The organism is Gammaproteobacteria bacterium (genome assembly GCA_034522055.1).
Classification (GTDB): Bacteria; Pseudomonadota; Gammaproteobacteria; order JAABTG01; family JAABTG01; genus JAABTG01.
The window spans coordinates 1,415,250-1,434,658 of the sequence record JAXHLS010000002.1; the positions used below are offsets into that span (position 1 = coordinate 1,415,250).

Here is a 19,409-nt window from a genome sequence, read left to right on the forward strand (position 1 = left end):
CCGTGGCTCGCGGCGCCGACGCGAGCGGGACTTCCGTCAGACTTAACGTGAAAGAACCCGGCCTTTGGGCGAGCGCGATTCTGGCGTGACGCATGCCGGGCGCAAGGAACGTTGGCGGGTTGTCAGTCTACAGAACGACTCAGGCAGCGATGTAGCCGTGTTTGGCCAGCATCTTCAGCCAGCGAGGCGCGTTGCGGCCGACCATCAGTGCTTCGTAATCGACGGTGCGATCCTGATAGGGTGTCATGTTGGTGAGCATGGCATAGACGATACGCAGCATCTTGTGGGCCAGGGCGATGATGGAGCGCTTGTGTCCCTTACGTATGGACAGGGCGGAGAACTTGTCCTTGAGGGCGCAGCGGGTTCGTGAGGCGGCCTGGGCGAACTCGCACAACAGGCGTCGCACCCAAGCATTGCCCTTGCGCGTGCGTCCGCGCTTGCGTTTGCCGGCACTCTCGTTATTGCCGGGACAGATCCCGACCCAGGAAGCCAGGCGTTCGGCGCTGCCGAAGCTGTCCATGTCGGTGCCGATTTCCACCAGCAGCATGGCGGCGCCCATGCGGTCGATGCCGGGAACGGTTTCCAGCAGGCTCATCTGCGCCTCCCAGGGGCAAGGCCATCGAGCAGTTCCTGTGCGAAGCGGGCCATCGTGGCTTCCAGGTACTCGATATGCGCCATGATCTCGTTGAGCACGAAGCGGTGCTTTGCGCTGAGTTCTTCCGGTTGCAGGGCTTCGAACAGATCCTCACGGCTGGCCCGCAGGCGTCCGGCGCGATTGAGGATGGCATCGATGGGCGCATCGGCCAGCAGGGCCTTGACCATGGCCCGTGCAGCCTGCCCATGCAGATCGGAGACCAGCACATTCAGGCGGATCCCGGCATCGGCCAGCACCTTGTGTAGCCGGTTCTTCTCCGCGGCCAGCATTCCACCCAACTTCTGGTGCTGCCGGGAGATCAGGCGCAGGTGACGGATGTCGGCCGGAGGAATGAACGAGGCCCGCACCAGGCCCGCCCGCGCCAGCGTAGCCAGCCACTGGGCATCGGAGATGTCCGTCTTGCGGCCGGGCACGTTCTTGACATGACGGGCATTGACCACCCAGGCCGCGATGCCTACTCGCTCCAATGCCGCATAGGGGCTCTTCCAGTAAATCCCCGTGCTTTCCATGACAACGATGTCCGGGGCGAACCCGTGTGCCCACTCTGCCAGTGCCCGACGCTCCCGCTTGAAGCCACCAAACTCGCGTTGTTCCACTGCCACACTGCCATCGGCTTGCTCGGTCAGGGCGCAGGCCGTGATCTTGTTCTGGTGCACATCCAGACCGATGACCCGCTGGTGAATCGGGGTGATGTCCATGCTGACCTCCTGAGGCTGACGCACTATCATTGATGATGTGCTGTCGCCAAGGGCGCCGCCATTCAACGGCCTGTCGGAAACCGACGGCTCTTTTTAACGTGCGCTGTCCATGACCGGTTCAGGCCATGCCAAGCAATCTGGGGTACGAGTGAATGGTGGCGGGTCGAGTCAACTTGCGCGGTCTAGCGCCATCAAAAAGTATCGCGACCTCTGCCCACGGCGACGGCACCCCTATTATCTTTCATTATCGGGGGTGCCTCACAGATGCATGAGAGTTAACGTGAAAGTCGGGAAGCACGAACTCCCCCTCTCCCTCTGGGACAAATCCGTCGGGAACGGATTTGAACGCGCCTCGGCGCGGCCCCGAAGGGGCGAAGGGCAGGATGCCCGAAGTACAGGGATGGGGTGAGGGAACGAACATTGGCGATACGCGCTCCGCTTTCATCATTTCGGGTGGCGCGTCTCGCCATGAGAGTTAACGTGTAAGTCGCGAAGCACGTTCTCCCCCTCTCCCTCTGGGAGAAGAGCTTCAGCTTATCGTTTTTCGTTGTATTCGTGGCCTGTCCGCGTGTTGATCAAAAAAGCATGATCTCTCACGGAGGCACAGAGGCACGGAGAAAGGCGAGAACAACCATAGTTCCGCAACCCTCGCAGCTTCCGTGACGGCTTCCCGTCCCCGGGAAGGACTCCACTCGCCGGGCAGGTCCGCCGGGCCCATCCAACAAAAAAATCTCCGTGCCTCTGTGCCTCCGTGAGAGGAATATTTGCTGTTCTTGGCGCTCTTGGCGAGAGGAAATTCTCCTCTCTACACCCACAAATTCTGCTGACGAGGCAAAATGAAAGGAGGGGTACGATGCCGGGAGTAGCGCCCGCCATGAACGGGGAGGAGCCTCAGTCGGCGTCCCCGAGGACCCGCCGCTCCACGCGGTTGCGGCCCCCGGCCTTGGCGCGATAGAGGGCGCGGTCGGCCCCGTCCAGCAGCCCGGCGCCGTCTTCGTCGGCCGCCAGTTCCGCCACGCCGATGGACACCGTGACCTCCATGGGGCTATCGACCCCCGCCACCTCGATGGGCTGCGCCGCCAGATGGGCGCGCAGGCGTTCGGCCAGTACCGCCGCCTCCGCCGCCGCGGTCTGGGGCAGCAGCAGCGCGAACTCCTCGCCGCCGTAACGCACCGCCACGTCGCTGGCCCTTAGCAGTTCGGTGATACGGTCCGCCAGGTGCCGCAGCACGGCATCGCCGGCGGCGTGGCCGTGGCGGTCGTTGATGCGTTTGAAGTGGTCCACGTCCAGGAACATGCACGACAGAGGCATCCCGTGACGGCGCGCCCGGGACACCTCCTCGGCGAGCCTGGCCTCCAGGTAACGCCGGTTGTAGAGGCCCGTGAGGGGATCGGTGCGGCCGTAGTGGCGCAGGCGTTCCTGGTTGAGAGCATTCTCCAGGCACACCGTGGCCACCATGGCCAGGTGGTCGAGGAAGTCGGTGCCCAGGTGGGGCTGATAGCGCAGGGGATCCCGGCTGCCCAGGGCCAGCACACCGCGGTTACGCCCGCCCCGGACCAGGGGCAGCAGGGCCGCACTGTGAAGCTCCTCCAGGCGCTCTCCGAAATAGCCGCCGTGCTCCGCCGCATGGACCGGCCCCAGCTGGGGCGTGGTGCCCTCGTGGCCGGGCCACTCGGGCAGCGGCGTCAGGCGCACCGCCGGCAGCTCCGCCAGAGGCACCCCCGCGCGTTCCAGGGCATCGGCGATCTCGCCACCGGGGTCCACCACGGTGAGGGCCACGGCATCCAGGCCGAAGCTGCGCAGGGTGCCCTCGGTCAACTGGCGGAGCAGGCCATGGAGGGAATCCACGGCCATGAGGGTAAGCTCGTGGCGCTGGAAGCGCCGCAGCACGTATTCGTTGCGGCGCGCCACCACGCGCAGCTGATGGGGCTCCCCTCCTCCGCCATCGAGGGCCTGGTTGTCCTGTGGTTCGTTCACCGCTGTGGTCTCTCAAAAAGTCTTACGCCGCCCCGGTGCCCGTGGCCCCGCGTACAGCCATCGTATTATGGTGCGCGGTCTACGATAATTCCTCGATGTGCCCGCGGCGGCACTCCATCAACCCAGGCCGTTCGGGAGGCGTATACCATCCATGACCCACCACACCGCCAACCCCCCCATCCTCATCATCGACGACACCGGCGATGCCGCGGCCTTCCTGCGCGACGCCCTCGCCGCGGACTTCGAACTCAGCGTCGTGCCGCGGGACCAGGCCGCGGCCTTCGCCACCGGGGAACCCCCACCGTGGGCCATCCTGGTGAACCTGGCCCCCGACACCGCGGCCGGCCATGCCCTGTGCCGCCGCCTCGCCAACCCCGGCCCACCGGTCATCGCCGTGGCCCTGGGGGCCCCGGCCGGCGACGAGGTGGCGGCCTTCGAGGCCGGGGCCGCCGATGTCTTGCGCCACAGCATACCCGCCCTGGCCCGCGCCCGGGTGCATCATCACGTGCGCCGGGCCATGGGCCCCCAGCGGCAGGAGGCCATGCGGCTCGCCCATTGGCTCGGCCACGGCGCCGAATTCAGGGAGGACGACAGCGGCCGGCACGTGGTGCGGGTGGGCAGCTATGCCCGGCGGCTCGGGCTGGCGGCAGGGATGGACGAGGACACGGTGGAACTGCTCGCCATCACCGCACCCCTGCACGATATCGGCAAGGTCGGTATCCCCGATCATATCCTGCTCAAGCCCGGCCGCCTCGACCCCGACGAGTGGGAGATCATGAAGACTCATACCACCCTCGGTGCCCGCATCATCGGTACGCCCGACACCCCCCTGGCCCGCATGGCCCTGGACGTGGTGTTGACCCACCACGAACGCTGGGACGGCACGGGCTATCCCGAGGGCCTGGCGGCCGAGAACATCCCCCTGGCCGGGCGCGTCATGGCCATCGTGGACGTGTTCGACGCCCTCACCAGCAGCCGTCCCTACAAGGAGGCCTGGCCCCTGGACAAGGCGGTGGCCCTCATCAAGCGCGAGGCCGGCACCCTCTTCGACCCCGAGTTGGTCAGGCGCTTCGGCGCCATCATGAACGACATGCTCAATGTCCGGCTGCAGTTCGGCGAACGGCCGGACAAGGCCCCCCCGCGGGGAGTGAGCCACGTTCAGATGAAGCGGGCAGGACCCTCGCCCAGCGGGGTCTCGCGGCGGCGGGAACGTTCCGGCAGGCGCCGGGCATCCTTCAGCCGCCCGAGATCCGCCGCGTCGGGGACCCAGCCCGCCTCCATGACCTCACGGGGATAGGACACCTCACGAGGCGCCACCTTGTCGGCATCGGGCCGGGAGACCCGGGAATCGATCGGAACCATGTATAACCTCCGGGGCGCCGCGGCGGGCCCGTCTTGCATTCAATAACGCGGATGCAAGCGCCGAGCCACATCACCAGGACTCGGGTTTTCAATGGCTTGCACCGGCTGCCGCCGGGCACTGTAAAAAACTCCGACAATAGAGCCGAACCGCGAAAAGCGCATACCCCGCTGCAGATCATCACCTGACGATGACAACGGGCGCAGTTGTACAGGCGTGCAGAGTTCTCCATCGGCGACCCAGGCCGATGAGGACTCGGACGTGTAAGTCGCTGGCGTAATGGGTGAGTTGGCGAACAATCGCAGTGAGCGCATCCGTTACGGTGGCAACGCCATCGTGGTCAGAACGGGGTTTGGTACGCCGCCTTACAAGGACCAGAGTTATGTAAATTAGGAGTTGAACTCCGTATTGGCATAAAATACGCTGTTTGCATGATTCCACGACTCATGCAAACCGAGCTGCTTGTCCAGCTTCGGGAGTACCCGATTGTCACAGTCATCGGGCCGCGTCAGGCAGGCAAAACCACGCTGGTGCGCGCGGCGCTGCCGGATTACGCCTATGTCAGTCTGGAAACCCCGGAGAACCGCCAGTTTGCCACCGAAGACCCGAAAGCCTTCCTGAAACAGTACCCCGGCAACGTCATTCTTGATGAGGTCCAGCGCACTCCGCTGTTGCTGAGCTATTTGCAGGGTGTCGTGGATGCGCAGCCGGAAAACGGGCAGTTCGTGCTGACCGGCTCGCATCAACTGGAGTTACGTGCCGCCATCACCCAGTCACTGGCCGGGCGCACCGGGATGTTGCACCTGTTGCCCCTGTCGATTGCCGAACTGGAAGCCGCCGACATCCGCTTCGATGCGTTCGAGGACTACATCCATCATGGTTTCATGCCGCGCGTATACGACCAGCAACAACGCCCGTACACCGCCTATGCCAACTACTACCAGACCTACGTGGAGCGCGATGTACGCCAGTTGATCCAGCTCAAGGATGCCACGCTGTTTGAAAAATTCGTCAAACTGCTGGCGGGGCGCACCGGGCAACTCATCAATTACCAGTCGCTGGCGAATGATGTCGGGGTGGATGGCAAAACCATCAGGCAATGGCTGTCGATACTGGAGGCTTCGTTTGTGGTTTTCAAATTGCCGCCGTATTTCGAGAATTTTGGCAAGCGTGTGATCAAGTCGCCCAAGTACTATTTCACCGATGTCGGCCTGTTGGCCTATTTGCTGGACATTGAAAAGGCCGCGCAGGTAACGCGCGACCCACTGGTCGGCAACCTGTTTGAAAATCTGGTGGTGCTGGAGGCGCTTAAGGCGCGTTATAACCGCGGGTTGACGCCCAATCTGTATTTCTTCCGTGACAGCAATGGCGTGGAGGTTGATTTGTTATACAAATCCGGACGTGATCTGAGCGGAATCGGAATCAAGGCCGCGGCCACTTGGCACAGCAGTTTCAAACAAGGTTTGCAGCGCTTTGCGGCAAAGCATCATCCCCTCAGCAACCGTTATGTCGTCTATGCTGGTGAGGGAATGGCTTTCAGCGATGGTTTAGTGGCTCTTTCATACCGCGAAGTTGCGGATATTTTCTGATGCATTTCAACCCCCCTCGCGGCCCTGCACCTCGCCGGCGTCACCGGGTCCATTACCACGAAGAAACCTTCAGCACAATGGCCTCCATCCGCTCCTGCGCCAGACGATCCCGCACCCGGTAGGCCTCCTTGAGGCTGGGGAAGGGACCGAGGCGCACCCGGTGCCAGGTCCGGCGGCCGTCCACCGACACCGTCTGGATCGCGGCCTGCATGCCGAGCAGGGCAAGATTGGCCTTGAGCCGCTCGGCCTCGTCGGCGCCGCGGAAGGAGCCCACCTGCAACAAATAGTTGCCGTCCTCCTTGGGCGGCTCCCGCGTCCCCCGCTCGGGCAGGGCCTCGGCGCTCACCGGCACCTCCATCTCGGGCAGGATGGAATAGAACTCGAACCGCGGCCTGGCGGCCGGGGCCTTGGCCGGTGGGGGCGGGGCGGTCGGCTCCTGCCGGGTGCCCGCGTCGTCCGCCTCACGGGGAGGGGCGCCGCCGGGGGCCTCCGCCATGGGCGAGTGGGCCGGCGGGTGGACGCTGAGATAGGTGAACAGGGCCACCAGCAGTCCCACGGCCAGACCCGTAACCAGCCACAGCCAGCAGGAGCCGCCCTTCGGGGGCGGCGGTGATCGGCGGTTCTTGTAGTCCCTGGCCATCGCCCGCCCCTACATGGATTGCGGTGCCGACACGCCCAGCAGGCCGAGGCCGTTGGCGATCACCTGACGCACCGCCAGGACCAGGTTGAGGCGGGCATGGCGCAGGTCGGGGTCCTCCACCAGCAGCTGGTGGGCGTTGTAATAGGTGTGAAAACCGTTGGCCAGTTCCCGCAGGTAGTGGACCAGTTGATGGGGCTCATGGGTCAGGGCGGCCCCTTCGACCACTTCCGGATAGCGGTCCAGCAGGGTCACCAGATCCGCCTCGTGGCTCTCCCCCAATCGTGAAGCCGCCACGTTACCGGCGGCCCGGTCATGGACGAGGCCGCGCTCCTCCAACTGGTGCATGACGCTGCACACCCGGGCGTGGGCGTACTGCACGTAGTAGACGGGGTTGTCCGCCGACTGGGACTTGGCCAGATCCAGGTCGAAATCCAGGTGCTGTTCGCAACGGCGCATGACGTAGAAGAAGCGCGCGGCGTCGCGACCCACCTCCTTGCGCAACTGGCGCAGGGTGACGAACTGGCCGGAACGGGTGGACATCTGCACCTTCTCACCGCCGCGGTAGAGGTTGGCGAACTGCACCAGCAACACGTCGAGGCGTGCCGGGTCCTCCCCCAGGGCCGCGAGGGCCGCCTTGACCCGCGGTACGTAGCCATGATGGTCCGCCCCCCAGATGTCGATGACCCGCTCGAAGCCCCGTTCCAGCTTGTCGAGGTGGTAGGCGATGTCCGAGGCGAAATAGGTGGCCTGGCCATTCTCCCTGACTACCACCCGGTCTTTCTCGTCGCCGAAGGCGGTGGAGCGGAACCACCACGCCCCCTCCTGCTCGTAGAGATGTCCGCCGGCGCGCAGGCGTTCCACCGCCTTGTTCACGGCCCCCGACTCCACCAGGGAGCGCTCCGAGAACCACTGGTCGTAGACGGCACCGAACAGCCCCAGGTCGTCGCGGATGTCGTCCAGGATGGTGTTGAGGCCCAGCTCGAAGACGTAGCGGTAGCGATTGTCGCCGAGCAAGGCCTTGGCGCGGGCGATGAGGGCGTCGATGTGCAGTTCCTTGTCGCCGCCGGCGGGTTCGTCCGCCACCACCCCCACGAATACCTCGGTCGCCCCGTGCCGATAGGCCTCGCCGTGCTCGCGGTGGAGGGTGGCGGCGATGTCCCACACGTAGTCGCCCTGGTAGCCGTTGCTGGGGAAGGGAAACTCCTCTCCGCACAGCTCCAGGTAACGCAGCCATATGCTGGTGCCGAGGATGTCCATCTGGCGGCCGGCGTCGTTGACGTAGTACTCGCGGTGCACCTGGAAGCCCACGGCCTCCAGCAGGGAGGCCACCACCGCACCGTAGGCGGCACCACGGCCGTGGCCCACGTGCAGGGGCCCGGTGGGATTGGCCGACACGAACTCCACCTGGATGCGCCGCCCCGCACCCACGGCACCGCGGCCGAAGGCCTCACCCTGCTCCAGGATGCGCGGGATCACCGCCAGGGCGAATTCCGGCGCCAGGTGGAAGTTGATGAACCCGGGGCCGGCGACCTCCACCCGGGTCACGCCGTCGCTGGCGGGCAGGGCCGCCGCCAGGGCCTGGGCCAGCTCCCGGGGATTGCGCTTGGCCGCCTTGGCCAGCACCAGGGCCAGGTTGGTGGCCAGATCGCCGTGGGACTTATCCCGGGCGCGTTCCACATGGATGTCCACGGCGGCGTCGGCGGGCACCACGCCGTCGCGGCGCAGGACCTCGAGGGCCTCGTTCAACAGGGATTGGATGTGTTCTTTCACGAAGACAGGGCCGGCAAAAAAGTGGGGTATTCTAGCAGCATGTGGGCCCGGGTCGGTCAACCCAGATCCTGAGGATCCACATCGACACTCCAGCGCACCCGCCGCACACCCGGCAGGGCCTCTATGGCCGGCAGCCACTGGGTCAGGGCCTGGTGGAGCGCCAGCCGCCCGGCGGCCAGGATCACCAGCTGGAAACGCCGCCGGTTGGCCACCCGCTCCACCGGCGCCGGGATGGGACCATGGACCTCGGCCCCCGTCACCGGCCGCGCCCGGGCCACCGCCACGGCGCCCTCGAGGAAGGCCACCACGTGTTCCTCCTGCCTCGCCTCGGCCCGCACCAGGGCCATGGCGCAGAAGGGCGGCAATTCGGCGGCCCGGCGCTCCCCCCGCAGGATGGGCACCGCCGCCCCGTAGCCCCCCGCCGCCAGGGCCTGCAACAAGGGGTGCTCCGGCTGATGGGTCTGCACCATCACCTCGCCGGCGGTATCGCCCCGCCCGGCCCGCCCCGCCACCTGCACGATGAGCTGGGCGAGGCGCTCGGGGGCCCGGTAATCCACCGCGCACAGGCCGCCGTCGGCGTCCAGGATCCCCACCAGGGTCACCGCCGGAAAGTGATGTCCCTTGGCCACCATCTGGGTGCCGATGAGGATGTCCGCGCGGCCGCTGTGCACCTCGGCCAGGGCGTCCTCCAGGGCCCCCTTGCGGCGGGTGCTGTCGCGGTCCACCCGGACGATGCGGGCCTCGGGGAACGGCCCCCTCAGGGCCTCCTCGATACGCTCCGTGCCCTTGCCGAGAAAACGCAGCTCGGTGGAGCGGCATTCGGGGCAGTGCTCGGGCATGGGGGCGACGGCGCCGCAGTAGTGACAATGCTGGCGGCCGCTGGAACGATGAAAGACCAGGCGCGCATCGCAGTGGTCGCAGTGGGAAACCCAGCCACATTCATGGCACAGCAGCACCGGTGCCCAGCCCCGGCGGTTGAGGAACAGCAGGCTTTGCTCACCCCGGGCGATGCGGGCCGCCACCGCGGCCAGGAGTTCCTGGGACAACCCCTCCGCCAGGGGCCGCCCCCGCACATCCACCACCCGCAGGCGGGGCGGGGCGTGGCCGGTGACCCGGTGGGGCAGGACATGGTGCTGATAGCGCCCGGCCGCGGCGTTCTCCAGGGTCTCCAGGGATGGCGTGGCCGAGCCCAGAATCACGGGTATCCCCTCGCGGCGGGCCCGGGCCACCGCCAGGTCGCGGGCGGAGTAGCGAAAGCCCTCCTGCTGCTTGTAGGAGCCATCGTGTTCCTCGTCCACCACGATGACGCCGGGGCGCGCCAGGGGCGTGAACACGGCGGAGCGGGTCCCCAGCACCACCGCCGCCCGGCCCTCCCGGGCCGCCGCCCACGCCGCCAGGCGCTCATGATCCGTAAGCCTCGAGTGCATCACGACCACCGCGGCGCCGAAACGCTCCCTAAAGCGTTCGGCCATCTGCGGGGTGAGTCCGATCTCAGGCACCAGCACCAGGGCCTGGGCCCCAGCGTCCCGCAGATGCTCGATGTGGCGCAGGTAGACCTCGGTCTTGCCGCTGCCGGTGACGCCGTCCAGCAGCACGGCGGCAAAGCCCTCCAGCCCCGCCAGGCGCTCCAGCACCTCGCGCTGGGGAGTGGAGGGCGCCACCGCGGGCGGCGGTGGCGGGCGGGTGAGCGGCGGCGGGACCACGGTCTCCACCAGGCCCTTGGCCTCGAGGGCACGGGCGGGGGCCCGCCAACCGTCCATGGCGGCGGCCAACTCCGGCGGCGGCAGGCCTTGCGGGGCCGCCGCCAGCACGGCCAGCAGCCGTCGCTGGGCCGCCGCACGGGCCGGCACCGCGGCGGCGCCGGCATGGCCCGCGGCGGTGAGCCGCCAGACCTCGGCGGGCCGCGGCGAGGCGGGGCGTCCCTGGCGCAGGGCCGCCGGCAGGGCACTGGCGAACACCTCGCCCGGGGGGTGGTGGTAGTAATCCGCGGCCCACCGCAGCAGCTCGAACAGGGGTCGTGGCCACAGGGGAGCGTCGTCGAGCACCCGCGATGCCTGGCGCAGGCGATGGTCCGGCACCGTGGTGGCGCCGGCCACCGCCGTGAGGATGCCGACACGGCGCCCCGGCCCGAAGGGTACCTCGACGCGCACGCCGGGTGCGGGAGGGGGGCCGGTCCACGGTGCAGGAGGAAGATAGTCGAAGGCCTGCCGGAGGGGCGAGGGCACGGCCACCTGCCAAATGACGGGCCCGCCGGCGGGCGATGGCCGGGTCACTCAGACGAGGAGGCCGGCGTCGCCGGGTTCGGTGAGCAACGCCTCCACCTGCCTCATGGAGGCCCGCCGCATGGGCCGGCCATCCACCGGGCTGACGGGGGGCTGGCGGGCGGCGGGACCACAGAACACCGTGACGCCCACCGGGATGTCGCCGGCGACGAAACGGTATTCAGGTTGTTCCACGTTGGCGCCCCCGGCCTCCCGCAGGCGGCGGCTGGAGAGGTCGCTGGGGATGCCGTGATTCATGAGATACAGGCCCACGTCCTCGACGGTGTCGGCGAATACGTGCAGATTCACCTCGCTGTAGTGATCCGCCGTGCCCTCCAGCACCGGTCCCACGAGGCGGGGGCCGAAGGGCTCCAGCAAGCGCATGGCCTTCAGCCCCGCCTCCCGCAGGCGCCGCAGATGACGGGGCTGGGTGTCGGCGAGAAACAGCCGCTGGTATTCGGCGATAGCCTGCTGGATCTCCTCGTTCTTGGGCAGGGCGTGGCCATCGGCCGCCCCCAGGCGCTGGGCGGCCTTCTTCTTGGCCATCAAATAGCTCGGATTGCCCGATTCCACCATGATGCGCGCCGCCACCGCGGCGATCTGCTCCCGCAGGGCGGAGCCGGCATGTGCCTTCTTCTTAGCCATCGATCATCGCCTATCGCACCGCGGCACCGTCCAGGGCGGGACAGCGCCCGTGTCGGCTCGAAGCGACCCTCAGAACAACTGCTCCGTGATGCTCCCCGACGACTCCCCACCGGCCGTCGCCGGCCCCTCCCAGTCCACCTGTTTGGTGGGGACATGGGCCTTGCGAAAGGTCTCGAAGATGGCCCCCGGAAAGTCCGAAGTGGCCAGCAGGCCGGTGGTGGGATCGATACGCACCGTCACCAGGCCCGGCGGCGGCGCCATGTCGCGACTCGGCATGTCTTCGAGGGCCTCGGCCATGAAGTCTATCCACACCGGCAGGGCCGCCCGCCCACCGGTCTCCCGCGCCCCCAGGGGGGCCAGCTTGTCGAAACCCACCCAGGCCGTGGCCACCATGGCCCCGTTGAAGCCGGAGAACCAGGCATCCCGCTGCTGGTTGGTGGTGCCGGTCTTGCCGGCGATGTCGTCACGGCCGAGGGCCAGGGCCTTGCGCCCGGTGCCGCGGCGGATCACGTCCTTCAGCATGGAGCGCAGGAGCCAGGCGTTCTCGGGGGGAATGGCACGGGGCGCGAGGCCGGCCAGCATCTCCGGGTCCGCTTCCTGCGCGTCGGCCTTCTCGATGGCCTGCCAGCACTCCGCGCACGCCACCGGTGGCGCGGCCTCGAAGACCACCTCGCCGCGGTAATCGGTGATCCTGTCGACAAAATAGGGCGTCACCCGGTGGCCGCCGTTGGCGAACACCGCAAAGCCCCTCGCCACCTTGATGGGCTCCAGGTCCAGGGCCCCCAGAGCCAGGGAGAGGTTGCGGGGCAGCTCGTCCGGCGCAAAGCCGAAACGCTCCAGGAACCGCACGGTGTAGGGGATGCCGACGCGCTCCAGCACGCGGATGGACACCAGGTTGCGCGACTTGGTCAGGGCCTCCCGCAGGCGCGTGGGCCCGAAGAACTTGCCACTGTAGTTCTCGGGCCGCCACGATGCCTCCAGGCTCGTATCCTCGAACACCACCGGGGCATCGTTGATGAGGGAGGCGGGCGTCAGGCCGGATCCGAGGGCCGCCGAGTAAATGAAAGGCTTGAAGTTGGAACCCGGCTGGCGCTTCGCCTGGACGGCGCGGTTGAACTTGTTGAGGTAAAAGTCGAAACCACCCTGGAGGGCCCTCACCGCCCCATCGCCGGGGTCCAGGGCCACCAGCGCCCCTTCCACCCGCGGCACCTGGGTGAGGCGCCATGCGCCCTCCTCGTCCTCGCGCACGCGAACGATGTCCCCAGGGGCCACCACGTCGGCGGCACCCTTGGGACTGGGGCCCCGCCGATCCTCGCTGATATAGGGACGGGCCCAGGACAGGCCGCTCCAGGGGATGTCGATGGTCTCGCCGTTGGTCAGATAGGCCTCCGCCTCCTGCTCACCCACCCGGAACACCACTGCGGGCACCAGACCGCCCACCCGGGGGATATCCTCCAGGGTCGCCCTGGCCTGCGCCGCCGACGGTTCGCCATCCGTCTCCAGACGCGCCTCCGGTCCCCGATAGCCATGGCGCTCGGTGTAGTCCACCAGCCCCCGCCGCAGGGCGGTCGTGGCGGCCCCCTGCAAGCGGCTGTCCACGGTCGTGGTAACGGAGTAACCACTCACATACGCGTCCTCTCCGTAACGCTCCACCATGTACGCGCGCACCATCTCCGCCACATAGGGCGCGTCGATTTCGACGGCGAAGCCGTGGAGTTGCGCCGTGATGGGCTGGGCATCGGCCAACTCGAATTCCGCCTCATCGATGTACCCCACCTCGCGCATGCGGCGCAGCACGTAGCTCCGGCGGGACAGGGCCCGCTGGGGATTGGAGATGGGATTGAAGGCCGATGGGGCCTTGGGCAGGCCAGCGATCATGGCCATCTCGGCGGTGGTGAGTTCCGCCAGAGGGCGGCCATAGTAGACTTGGGCGGCGGAGCCCACACCGTAAGCGCGGTGACCGAGGAAGATCTTGTTGAAGTAGAGTTCAAGGATCTGGTCCTTGTCCAGGCTGGATTCGATCTTCACGGCCAGCAGGATCTCGTTGAGCTTGCGGATGTAGGTCTTTTCCCGCTCCAGGAAGAAATTGCGCGCCACCTGCATGGTGATGGTGCTGCCCCCCTGGGTCTTCTCCCCGGTGGTGGCGAGGCTCCAGGCGGCCCGGGCCAGACCCTGCCAGTCCACGCCCGGGTGTTCGTAGAAGCGGTCATCCTCGGCCGCCAGGACCGCCGCGATAAGCCCCTTGGGCACCTCGGGGAGGCGCACGGGGATGCGTCGCTTCTCGCCGAATTCGGCCATCAGCAGACCGTCGCGACTATAGACCTTCAGGGGGACCTGGAACTGGACGTCCCGCAGGGTCTCCACGGCCGGCAGCTGGGGTACCAGGTAGAACCAGATGGCGGCACCCGCCGCCAGGCCCGTGGCGGCGCCGACAAGCATGAGTCCGAGAATGAGGCGCAGTAACAAGCGCATGGTGAGATGGGGTAACGAATCCTGCAACGTCCGGAAGACCCTGATTCGAGCCTTTATGGCAAGAATCAACCATGCCCGCCTCCGGATGCCCGAATCTTCAGGCATTTCCCTGGCGGGCGCCCTAGTATATAAGAAAGTGATTGCACCCCGACAGATTAAAGAATGTAGGGGCTTCTGCCGTTGACCCGTCAGTGGCCACCCGACGACTTCCACGGACAGTGTCACACCGGGAAAGGACCGCCTCAACTTAAGACACCAGTTTATTTGTATCTTGCAACTGCTTGATCTATAGTTAGCCGTAGACGTAATAAATCGGTAGACATTGCTTACATAATTAGCTGATTTATAATGAAAAAGGTACCCCAGTGAGCCTCTTTGGCAAGCGTAATGTCCCCGTCATCGGGTTGGACGTCAGTTCCACCGCCGTAAAGCTCCTGGAGCTCGGCAGGAGCGGCGGCAAGTATCGGGTGGAGAGCTATGCGGTGGAGCCGTTACCCCCGAACTCCGTGGTGGAGAAGACCATCACCGACGAACAGGCGGTGGGCGAGGCCATCCGGCGGGCGGTGAAGCGCTCGGGTAGCAAGTCCAAGCATTGCGCCCTGGCGGTCGCTGGCTCCGCGGTGATCACCAAGGTCATTCCCATGCCCGCCGGCATCTCCGACGACGAGATGGAAGGCCAGATCCAGCTGGAGGCCGACCAGTACATCCCCTATCCCCTCGAAGAGGTCAGCCTGGACTTCGAGATCATCGGGCCCTCGGAGCACGACCCGGACAAGGTGGACGTCCTGCTGGCCGCGTCGCGGACGGAAAACGTGGACGTGCGGGTGGCAGCCGCCGAACTGGGCGGACTGATCACCCGCATCGTGGACGTGGAGGCCTTCTGTATGGAAAACGCCTTCAGCCTGCTGGCGCGACACCTACCCGAACAAGGGGTGGAGCAGAACATCGCCATGGTGGACGTCGGCGCCACCATGACCAACCTCAGCGTCCTCAGTGACCTCAAGATCATCTACGGCCGCGAGCAGGTCTTCGGCGGCAAGCAGCTCACCGAAGATATCCAGCGACGTTACGGCCTGTCCTACGAAGAGGCCGGGCTGGCCAAGCGCCAGGGCGGGCTGCCGGACAATTACGGGCCGGAGGTGCTCGAGCCCTTCAAGGAGGCCATGGCGCAGCAGATCAACCGCGCCCTGCAGTTTTTCTACTCGTCGAGCCAGGTGGACCAGGTGGATCACATCGTGCTCGCGGGAGGCTGCGCCTCCATCGAGAACATCGACAAGACGGTGGCGGAACATACCGGTGTGGCGGTCACGGTGGCCAATCCCTTCGCCGAGATGTCCCTCACCAACAAGGTCAAGAGCGAAATCATCGCCAACGACGCGCCCGCGCTGATGATTGCCACTGGACTCGCCCTGAGGAGCTTCGACTGATGGCGCGTATCAACCTGCTACCCTGGCGCGAAGAACTACGCAAGAAGCGCCAGAAGGATTTCGGCATCACGGTGGGCATCGCGGTGGTGGCGATGCTGGCCGTGGTAGGCCTGGTGCACCTGCAGATCGACAAGATGATCGAGTATCAGAATGCGCGCAACCAGCGGCTCACCAGCGAGATCGCCCTGCTCGACCGCAAGATTGCCGAGATCAAGGATCTGGAAAAGGAGAAACAGAACCTGCTGGCACGCATGCGCATCGTCGAACGGCTCCAGACCAGTCGGCCGGAGGTGGTCCATCTCTTCGATGAACTTGCCGAGATCCTGCCGGAAGGCGTCTACCTCACGAGCCTCACCCAGCGCGGCAAGAGCCTCAGCCTGGATGGCTACGCACAATCCAATGCCCGGGTATCGTCGTTCATGCGCGCCCTGGACGGTTCGGAGTGGCTGGACCGGCCCGATCTCAAGATGATCCAGGCCGAGGAGATGAGACGCGGAACGACCACCGTGCGCCTCAGCAAGTTCACCCTGTCGGCCACCCAGGTGCGCCCGGGTGCGCAGGCGGAAGAGGATACTGCACGATGAAAATCGAAGACCTGCGAAACCTCGACCCCAACAACATCGGCAGCTGGCCCATGGCCGCCAAGGCCCTGGTGATCCTCGTGGTGTGTGCACTGGTATTGGGGGGTGGCTACTGGTTTCATACCCAGCACCAGCTCGCGGACCTCGAGAAGGCGCGCGCCACCGAGCAGAAGAAACGCGCGGAATTCGAGCAGAAGCAGAAGCTGGCGGCCAACCTCGAACCCCTCAAGGAACAGCTCGAGGACATGAAGAACTCCTTCGGCGCCATGCTCCGGCAGCTGCCCAACAAGTCCGAGATCGAGGCCCTGTTGGTGGATATCTCCCAGACCGGCCTGGCCAGCGGCCTCGAGTTCGAATTGTTCCAGCCCATGCAGGAGCAGCGCCGGGACTTCTATGCCGAAAAGCCCATCAAGATCCGCGTGACCGGGACCTACCACGAATTCGGCAGGTTCGTCAGTGGGGTCGCCGCCCTGCCCCGCATCGTCACCCAGCACGATATCTCCGTCCGGCCCCAGGGCCGGAATGAGGAAGGCGAGCCCACCCTCGTCATGGAATCCACGGCAAAGACCTACCGCTACCTGGACAGCGAGTGATGGGAGGACAACGCGTCGTGCACACAACGTTACCCAAGCTCATGAGCACCAGGCCCCTGCGGCGCCGCATGGCGGGCCTGGCCTGCATCGCCCTCGGCGTGACGGGCTGCGTCAACACCGACATGAGCGACCTGGATGCGTATATCGGCCAGGTGAAGCAAATCAAGAGTTCGCGCATCGAACCCCTGCCCGAGATCAGCATCGCGGAGGTGTTTGTGTACGAACCCGGCGGTCGTACCGATCCCTTCGTGCCCTTCATCCAGGCAGACGCGGAGCCGGACGTGGTGGTCGCGGGGACGGGCGGCGTGCAGCCCCCTACCAATCACGTCAAGGAGGAACTGGAATACTATCCCCTGGACTCATTGCGCATGGTGGGGACCATGGCCCAGGACGATGAGTCCTGGGCCCTGGTGACCGACCCGGACGGGGCCGTCCACCGCGTCCAGACGGGCAATTACATGGGCAGGAACTACGGCAAGATCACCGCCATCGAAGAGAACCGCGTCATGCTCACGGAGATCGTGCCCGACAACCTGGGCGGCTGGCAGGAACGAGCGGCCGAGCTGGGATTGAGTGAATAACGGTGGTTGCAGCCCGGATCTATGGGAGTCGAGTCATGAATATCAGCAAACCTTTTATCGGTGAACGCGCGGGCCCTCTGTGGGGCGGTGTGTTGGCTGCCCTGGCGCTCTGCTCCATCGGTATGGCGGCGATGGCACAGACCCTCGATGACATCAGCTTCGTGGAGTTGTCGGGAGAACGGGTGCAGGTGAAGCTTCAGCTGTCCGAGGCGGGGCCGGAACCGCTCTCCTTTTCCGTCGACAATCCCGCCCGGGTCGCGCTGGACTTCCCCGGCGTGGGCCTCAACCTGGAACGCAAGAGCCAAACCATCGGCGTCGGCATGGCCCGCAGCATAACGGCCGTGGAGGCCTCCGGCCGCACGCGGGTGGTATTGAATCTCATACGCCTGGTGCCCTACGAGATCGAGACCCGGGGCAGCACCATCCTGGTGACCCTGGACAACGCCGGCGCCGCGGGCGGCCGCGCCTTTCCGGACACCGTAGGCAAACGGTCGGACGCCCCGGATTCGCTGGCGCTGGAGAACGTCGACTTCAGGCGTGGCCCCGAAGGCGAGGGCCGGGTGCTGGTGACCCTGTCCGATGCCAGCGTGGTCATCGACACCCGCCAGGAGGGTGACAAGCTCATCGTGGACTTCCTCGACACCACGTTGCCCCGGAACCTGGAACGCAAGCTGGACGTGGTGGATTTCGCCACGCCGGTGCACCAGGTGGATACCTTCCCCCAGAACAACGACACGCGCATGGTGGTGCGCCCCGGCGACGAGCCCTACGAATACCTGGCCTATCAGTCCGATACACTCTTCACCCTGGAACTCAAGCCGGTCACGGAGGAGGAGGCCGAGCGGCGCAAGAAGGAGCGGGTGGGCTTCACCGGCGAACGCCTGTCCCTGAATTTCCAGAACATCGAGGTGCGCGCGGTACTGCAGCTCCTCGCCGACTTCACCGGCCTCAATCTGGTGGCCAGCGACAGCGTCACCGGCAATGTCACCCTGCGCCTCAAGAACGTGCCCTGGGACCAGGCCATGGATATCATCCTCAAGTCCCGTGGTCTCGGCATGCGCAAGACCGGCAACGTCATCATGGTGGCCCCCACCGAAGAGATCGCCGCCCGGGAGAAGCTCGAGCTGGAGGCCCAGCAGCAGATCGAGGAGCTCGCCCCCCTGAACAACGAGTTCGTCCAGATCAACTACGCCAAGGCCTCGGACTTGGCTACGTTGCTGAAGGGCGCGGAGAACTCGCTGCTCTCCGAACGCGGTAACGTCAGCATCGATCAAAGAACGAACACGTTGCTCGTTCGCGATACTGCCGCAAACCTTGAGGCGGTGCGTGGGTTGGTTGCCCGGCTCGATGTGCCAGTAAGACAGGTCCTTGTGGAGTCGCGCATCGTGATTGCGACGCGGAATTTCGCACAGAATCTCGGTGTTCGTTTCGGGTATTCGCGCAGCATCAATCGTGATGACGAGGACCAGACATCGTTTTTTCTGGGCGGAAGTACCGCTGGTGACCCGCAAGAGTTTATTACGGATCTCGGAGTAGCCCACGCGGGCTCTATCGGACTCGCCATCGGTAAGGTTAACTCTTGGCTTCTCCAGCTTGAACTGCAAGCCCTCCAGGCCGAGGGGCGAGGAGAAGTTCTTGCGAATCCAAGGGTGATCACCTCAGTGACCAAAATACTGCGACCATCAAACAGGGAGCCAGAATACCCTTCCCAACGGCTCTTCGCAGGACGGAACCGACACCAAGTTCGTCAAGACGCCGACCTTTGCACTCACGGTGACTCCGCAAATCACGCCGGACGATTCGATCTCAATGGACTTGAGTGTAACCCGCAATGAACCAAACTTCGCAAACACTGTAAATGGTCAACCACAGATTGACACTCGGGAGGTTTCAACGAAAGTGCTCGTTGATAATGGAGAGTACGGTGGTGTCTCGGCGGCGTTTTCGAAAAGACAAAGAGCTTCAACACGTGCAGCGGGTGCCTTTCTTCGGGGAGCTCCCGTTAATTGGCCATGCCTTTCGCAACAGCATACAGAGACAAGAACGAGCACTGGTCGTGAGCTGTCCTGATATTTATCAGATCCTGCCGCGGATACTAAACAGACGCGTTCATCCGCCAGTGCATTCTGGCGACGCCCCTTAGCTGAGCCCGCGGAGGCC

13 protein-coding genes and 1 pseudogene are annotated in these 19,409 nt (G+C 65.6%); 7 read left to right on the forward strand and 7 right to left on the reverse strand.

The window, feature by feature from the left end:
* Positions 1-139 precede the first annotated feature (139 nt).
* Together U5S82_06870 and U5S82_06875 are read right to left on the reverse strand one after the other, a co-directional pair.
* Positions 140-1,353, reverse strand: a pseudogene (locus tag U5S82_06870) (IS110 family transposase).
* A gap of 891 nt (positions 1,354-2,244) precedes the next feature.
* Positions 2,245-3,330: a DUF484 family protein gene (locus U5S82_06875; GenBank protein MDZ7751377.1), complete on the reverse strand. Its 1,086-nt coding sequence runs from the start codon at positions 3,328-3,330 to the stop codon at positions 2,245-2,247.
* 151 nt (positions 3,331-3,481) lie between these two features.
* On the opposite strand from U5S82_06875, the gene U5S82_06880 reads away from it, so the two are divergent.
* Both U5S82_06880 and U5S82_06885 read left to right on the forward strand, forming a co-directional pair.
* Positions 3,482-4,627 (forward strand): HD domain-containing protein, encoded by a 1,146-nt coding sequence (locus U5S82_06880; GenBank protein ID MDZ7751378.1) that lies wholly within the window; start codon positions 3,482-3,484, stop codon positions 4,625-4,627.
* Positions 4,628-5,136: 509 nt separating this feature from the next.
* Positions 5,137-6,279 (forward strand): ATP-binding protein, encoded by a 1,143-nt coding sequence (locus tag U5S82_06885; GenBank protein ID MDZ7751379.1) that lies wholly within the window; start codon positions 5,137-5,139, stop codon positions 6,277-6,279.
* A 52-nt stretch (positions 6,280-6,331) separates the two neighbouring features.
* On the opposite strand, the gene U5S82_06890 is transcribed toward U5S82_06885, so the two are convergent.
* The 5 genes from U5S82_06890 to U5S82_06910 all read right to left on the reverse strand — a co-directional run bounded on the left by U5S82_06890 (position 6,332) and on the right by U5S82_06910 (position 14,136).
* A complete protein-coding gene (locus tag U5S82_06890; protein ID MDZ7751380.1) occupies positions 6,332-6,919 on the reverse strand; it encodes an SPOR domain-containing protein in 588 nt (195 codons plus the stop codon).
* Between the two features lie 9 nt (positions 6,920-6,928).
* Positions 6,929-8,689, reverse strand: a complete 1,761-nt coding sequence (gene argS, locus U5S82_06895) for an arginine--tRNA ligase (protein ID MDZ7751381.1) — start codon at positions 8,687-8,689, stop codon at positions 6,929-6,931.
* Between the two features lie 56 nt (positions 8,690-8,745).
* Positions 8,746-10,962, reverse strand: coding sequence for a primosomal protein N' (locus U5S82_06900; GenBank protein ID MDZ7751382.1), 2,217 nt, complete (start codon positions 10,960-10,962; stop codon positions 8,746-8,748).
* On the reverse strand, positions 10,963-11,595 hold the full coding sequence (locus tag U5S82_06905; protein ID MDZ7751383.1) for a hypothetical protein: 633 nt from the start codon (positions 11,593-11,595) through the stop codon (positions 10,963-10,965).
* Between the two features lie 69 nt (positions 11,596-11,664).
* The gene (locus U5S82_06910; protein MDZ7751384.1) at positions 11,665-14,136 is read right to left on the reverse strand and encodes a penicillin-binding protein 1A; all 2,472 of its coding nucleotides are present in this window, start codon (positions 14,134-14,136) and stop codon (positions 11,665-11,667) included.
* A gap of 296 nt (positions 14,137-14,432) precedes the next feature.
* Between U5S82_06910 and U5S82_06915 the strand changes: the two genes are divergently transcribed.
* The 5 genes from U5S82_06915 to pilQ are packed head-to-tail and all read left to right on the forward strand — an operon-like array spanning position 14,433 to position 19,084.
* Complete coding sequence (locus U5S82_06915; GenBank protein MDZ7751385.1) at positions 14,433-15,494, forward strand: pilus assembly protein PilM; 1,062 nt, start codon at positions 14,433-14,435, stop codon at positions 15,492-15,494.
* The gene (locus tag U5S82_06920; GenBank protein MDZ7751386.1) at positions 15,494-16,078 is read left to right on the forward strand and encodes a PilN domain-containing protein; all 585 of its coding nucleotides are present in this window, start codon (positions 15,494-15,496) and stop codon (positions 16,076-16,078) included. Before U5S82_06915 ends, U5S82_06920 begins: the two co-directional genes overlap by 1 nt.
* Positions 16,075-16,668 carry a type 4a pilus biogenesis protein PilO gene (gene pilO / locus U5S82_06925; GenBank protein MDZ7751387.1) on the forward strand — a complete coding sequence of 198 codons (594 nt, stop codon included), beginning with the start codon at positions 16,075-16,077 and terminating at the stop codon, positions 16,666-16,668. The genes U5S82_06920 and pilO overlap by 4 nt, the downstream gene beginning before the upstream one ends.
* Positions 16,669-16,685: 17 nt before the next feature.
* Positions 16,686-17,249, forward strand: coding sequence for a pilus assembly protein PilP (locus U5S82_06930; protein ID MDZ7751388.1), 564 nt, complete (start codon positions 16,686-16,688; stop codon positions 17,247-17,249).
* 35 nt (positions 17,250-17,284) lie between these two features.
* Complete coding sequence (gene pilQ / locus U5S82_06935) at positions 17,285-19,084, forward strand: type IV pilus secretin PilQ (GenBank protein MDZ7751389.1); 1,800 nt, start codon at positions 17,285-17,287, stop codon at positions 19,082-19,084.
* The last annotated feature ends 325 nt before the right edge of the window (positions 19,085-19,409 follow it).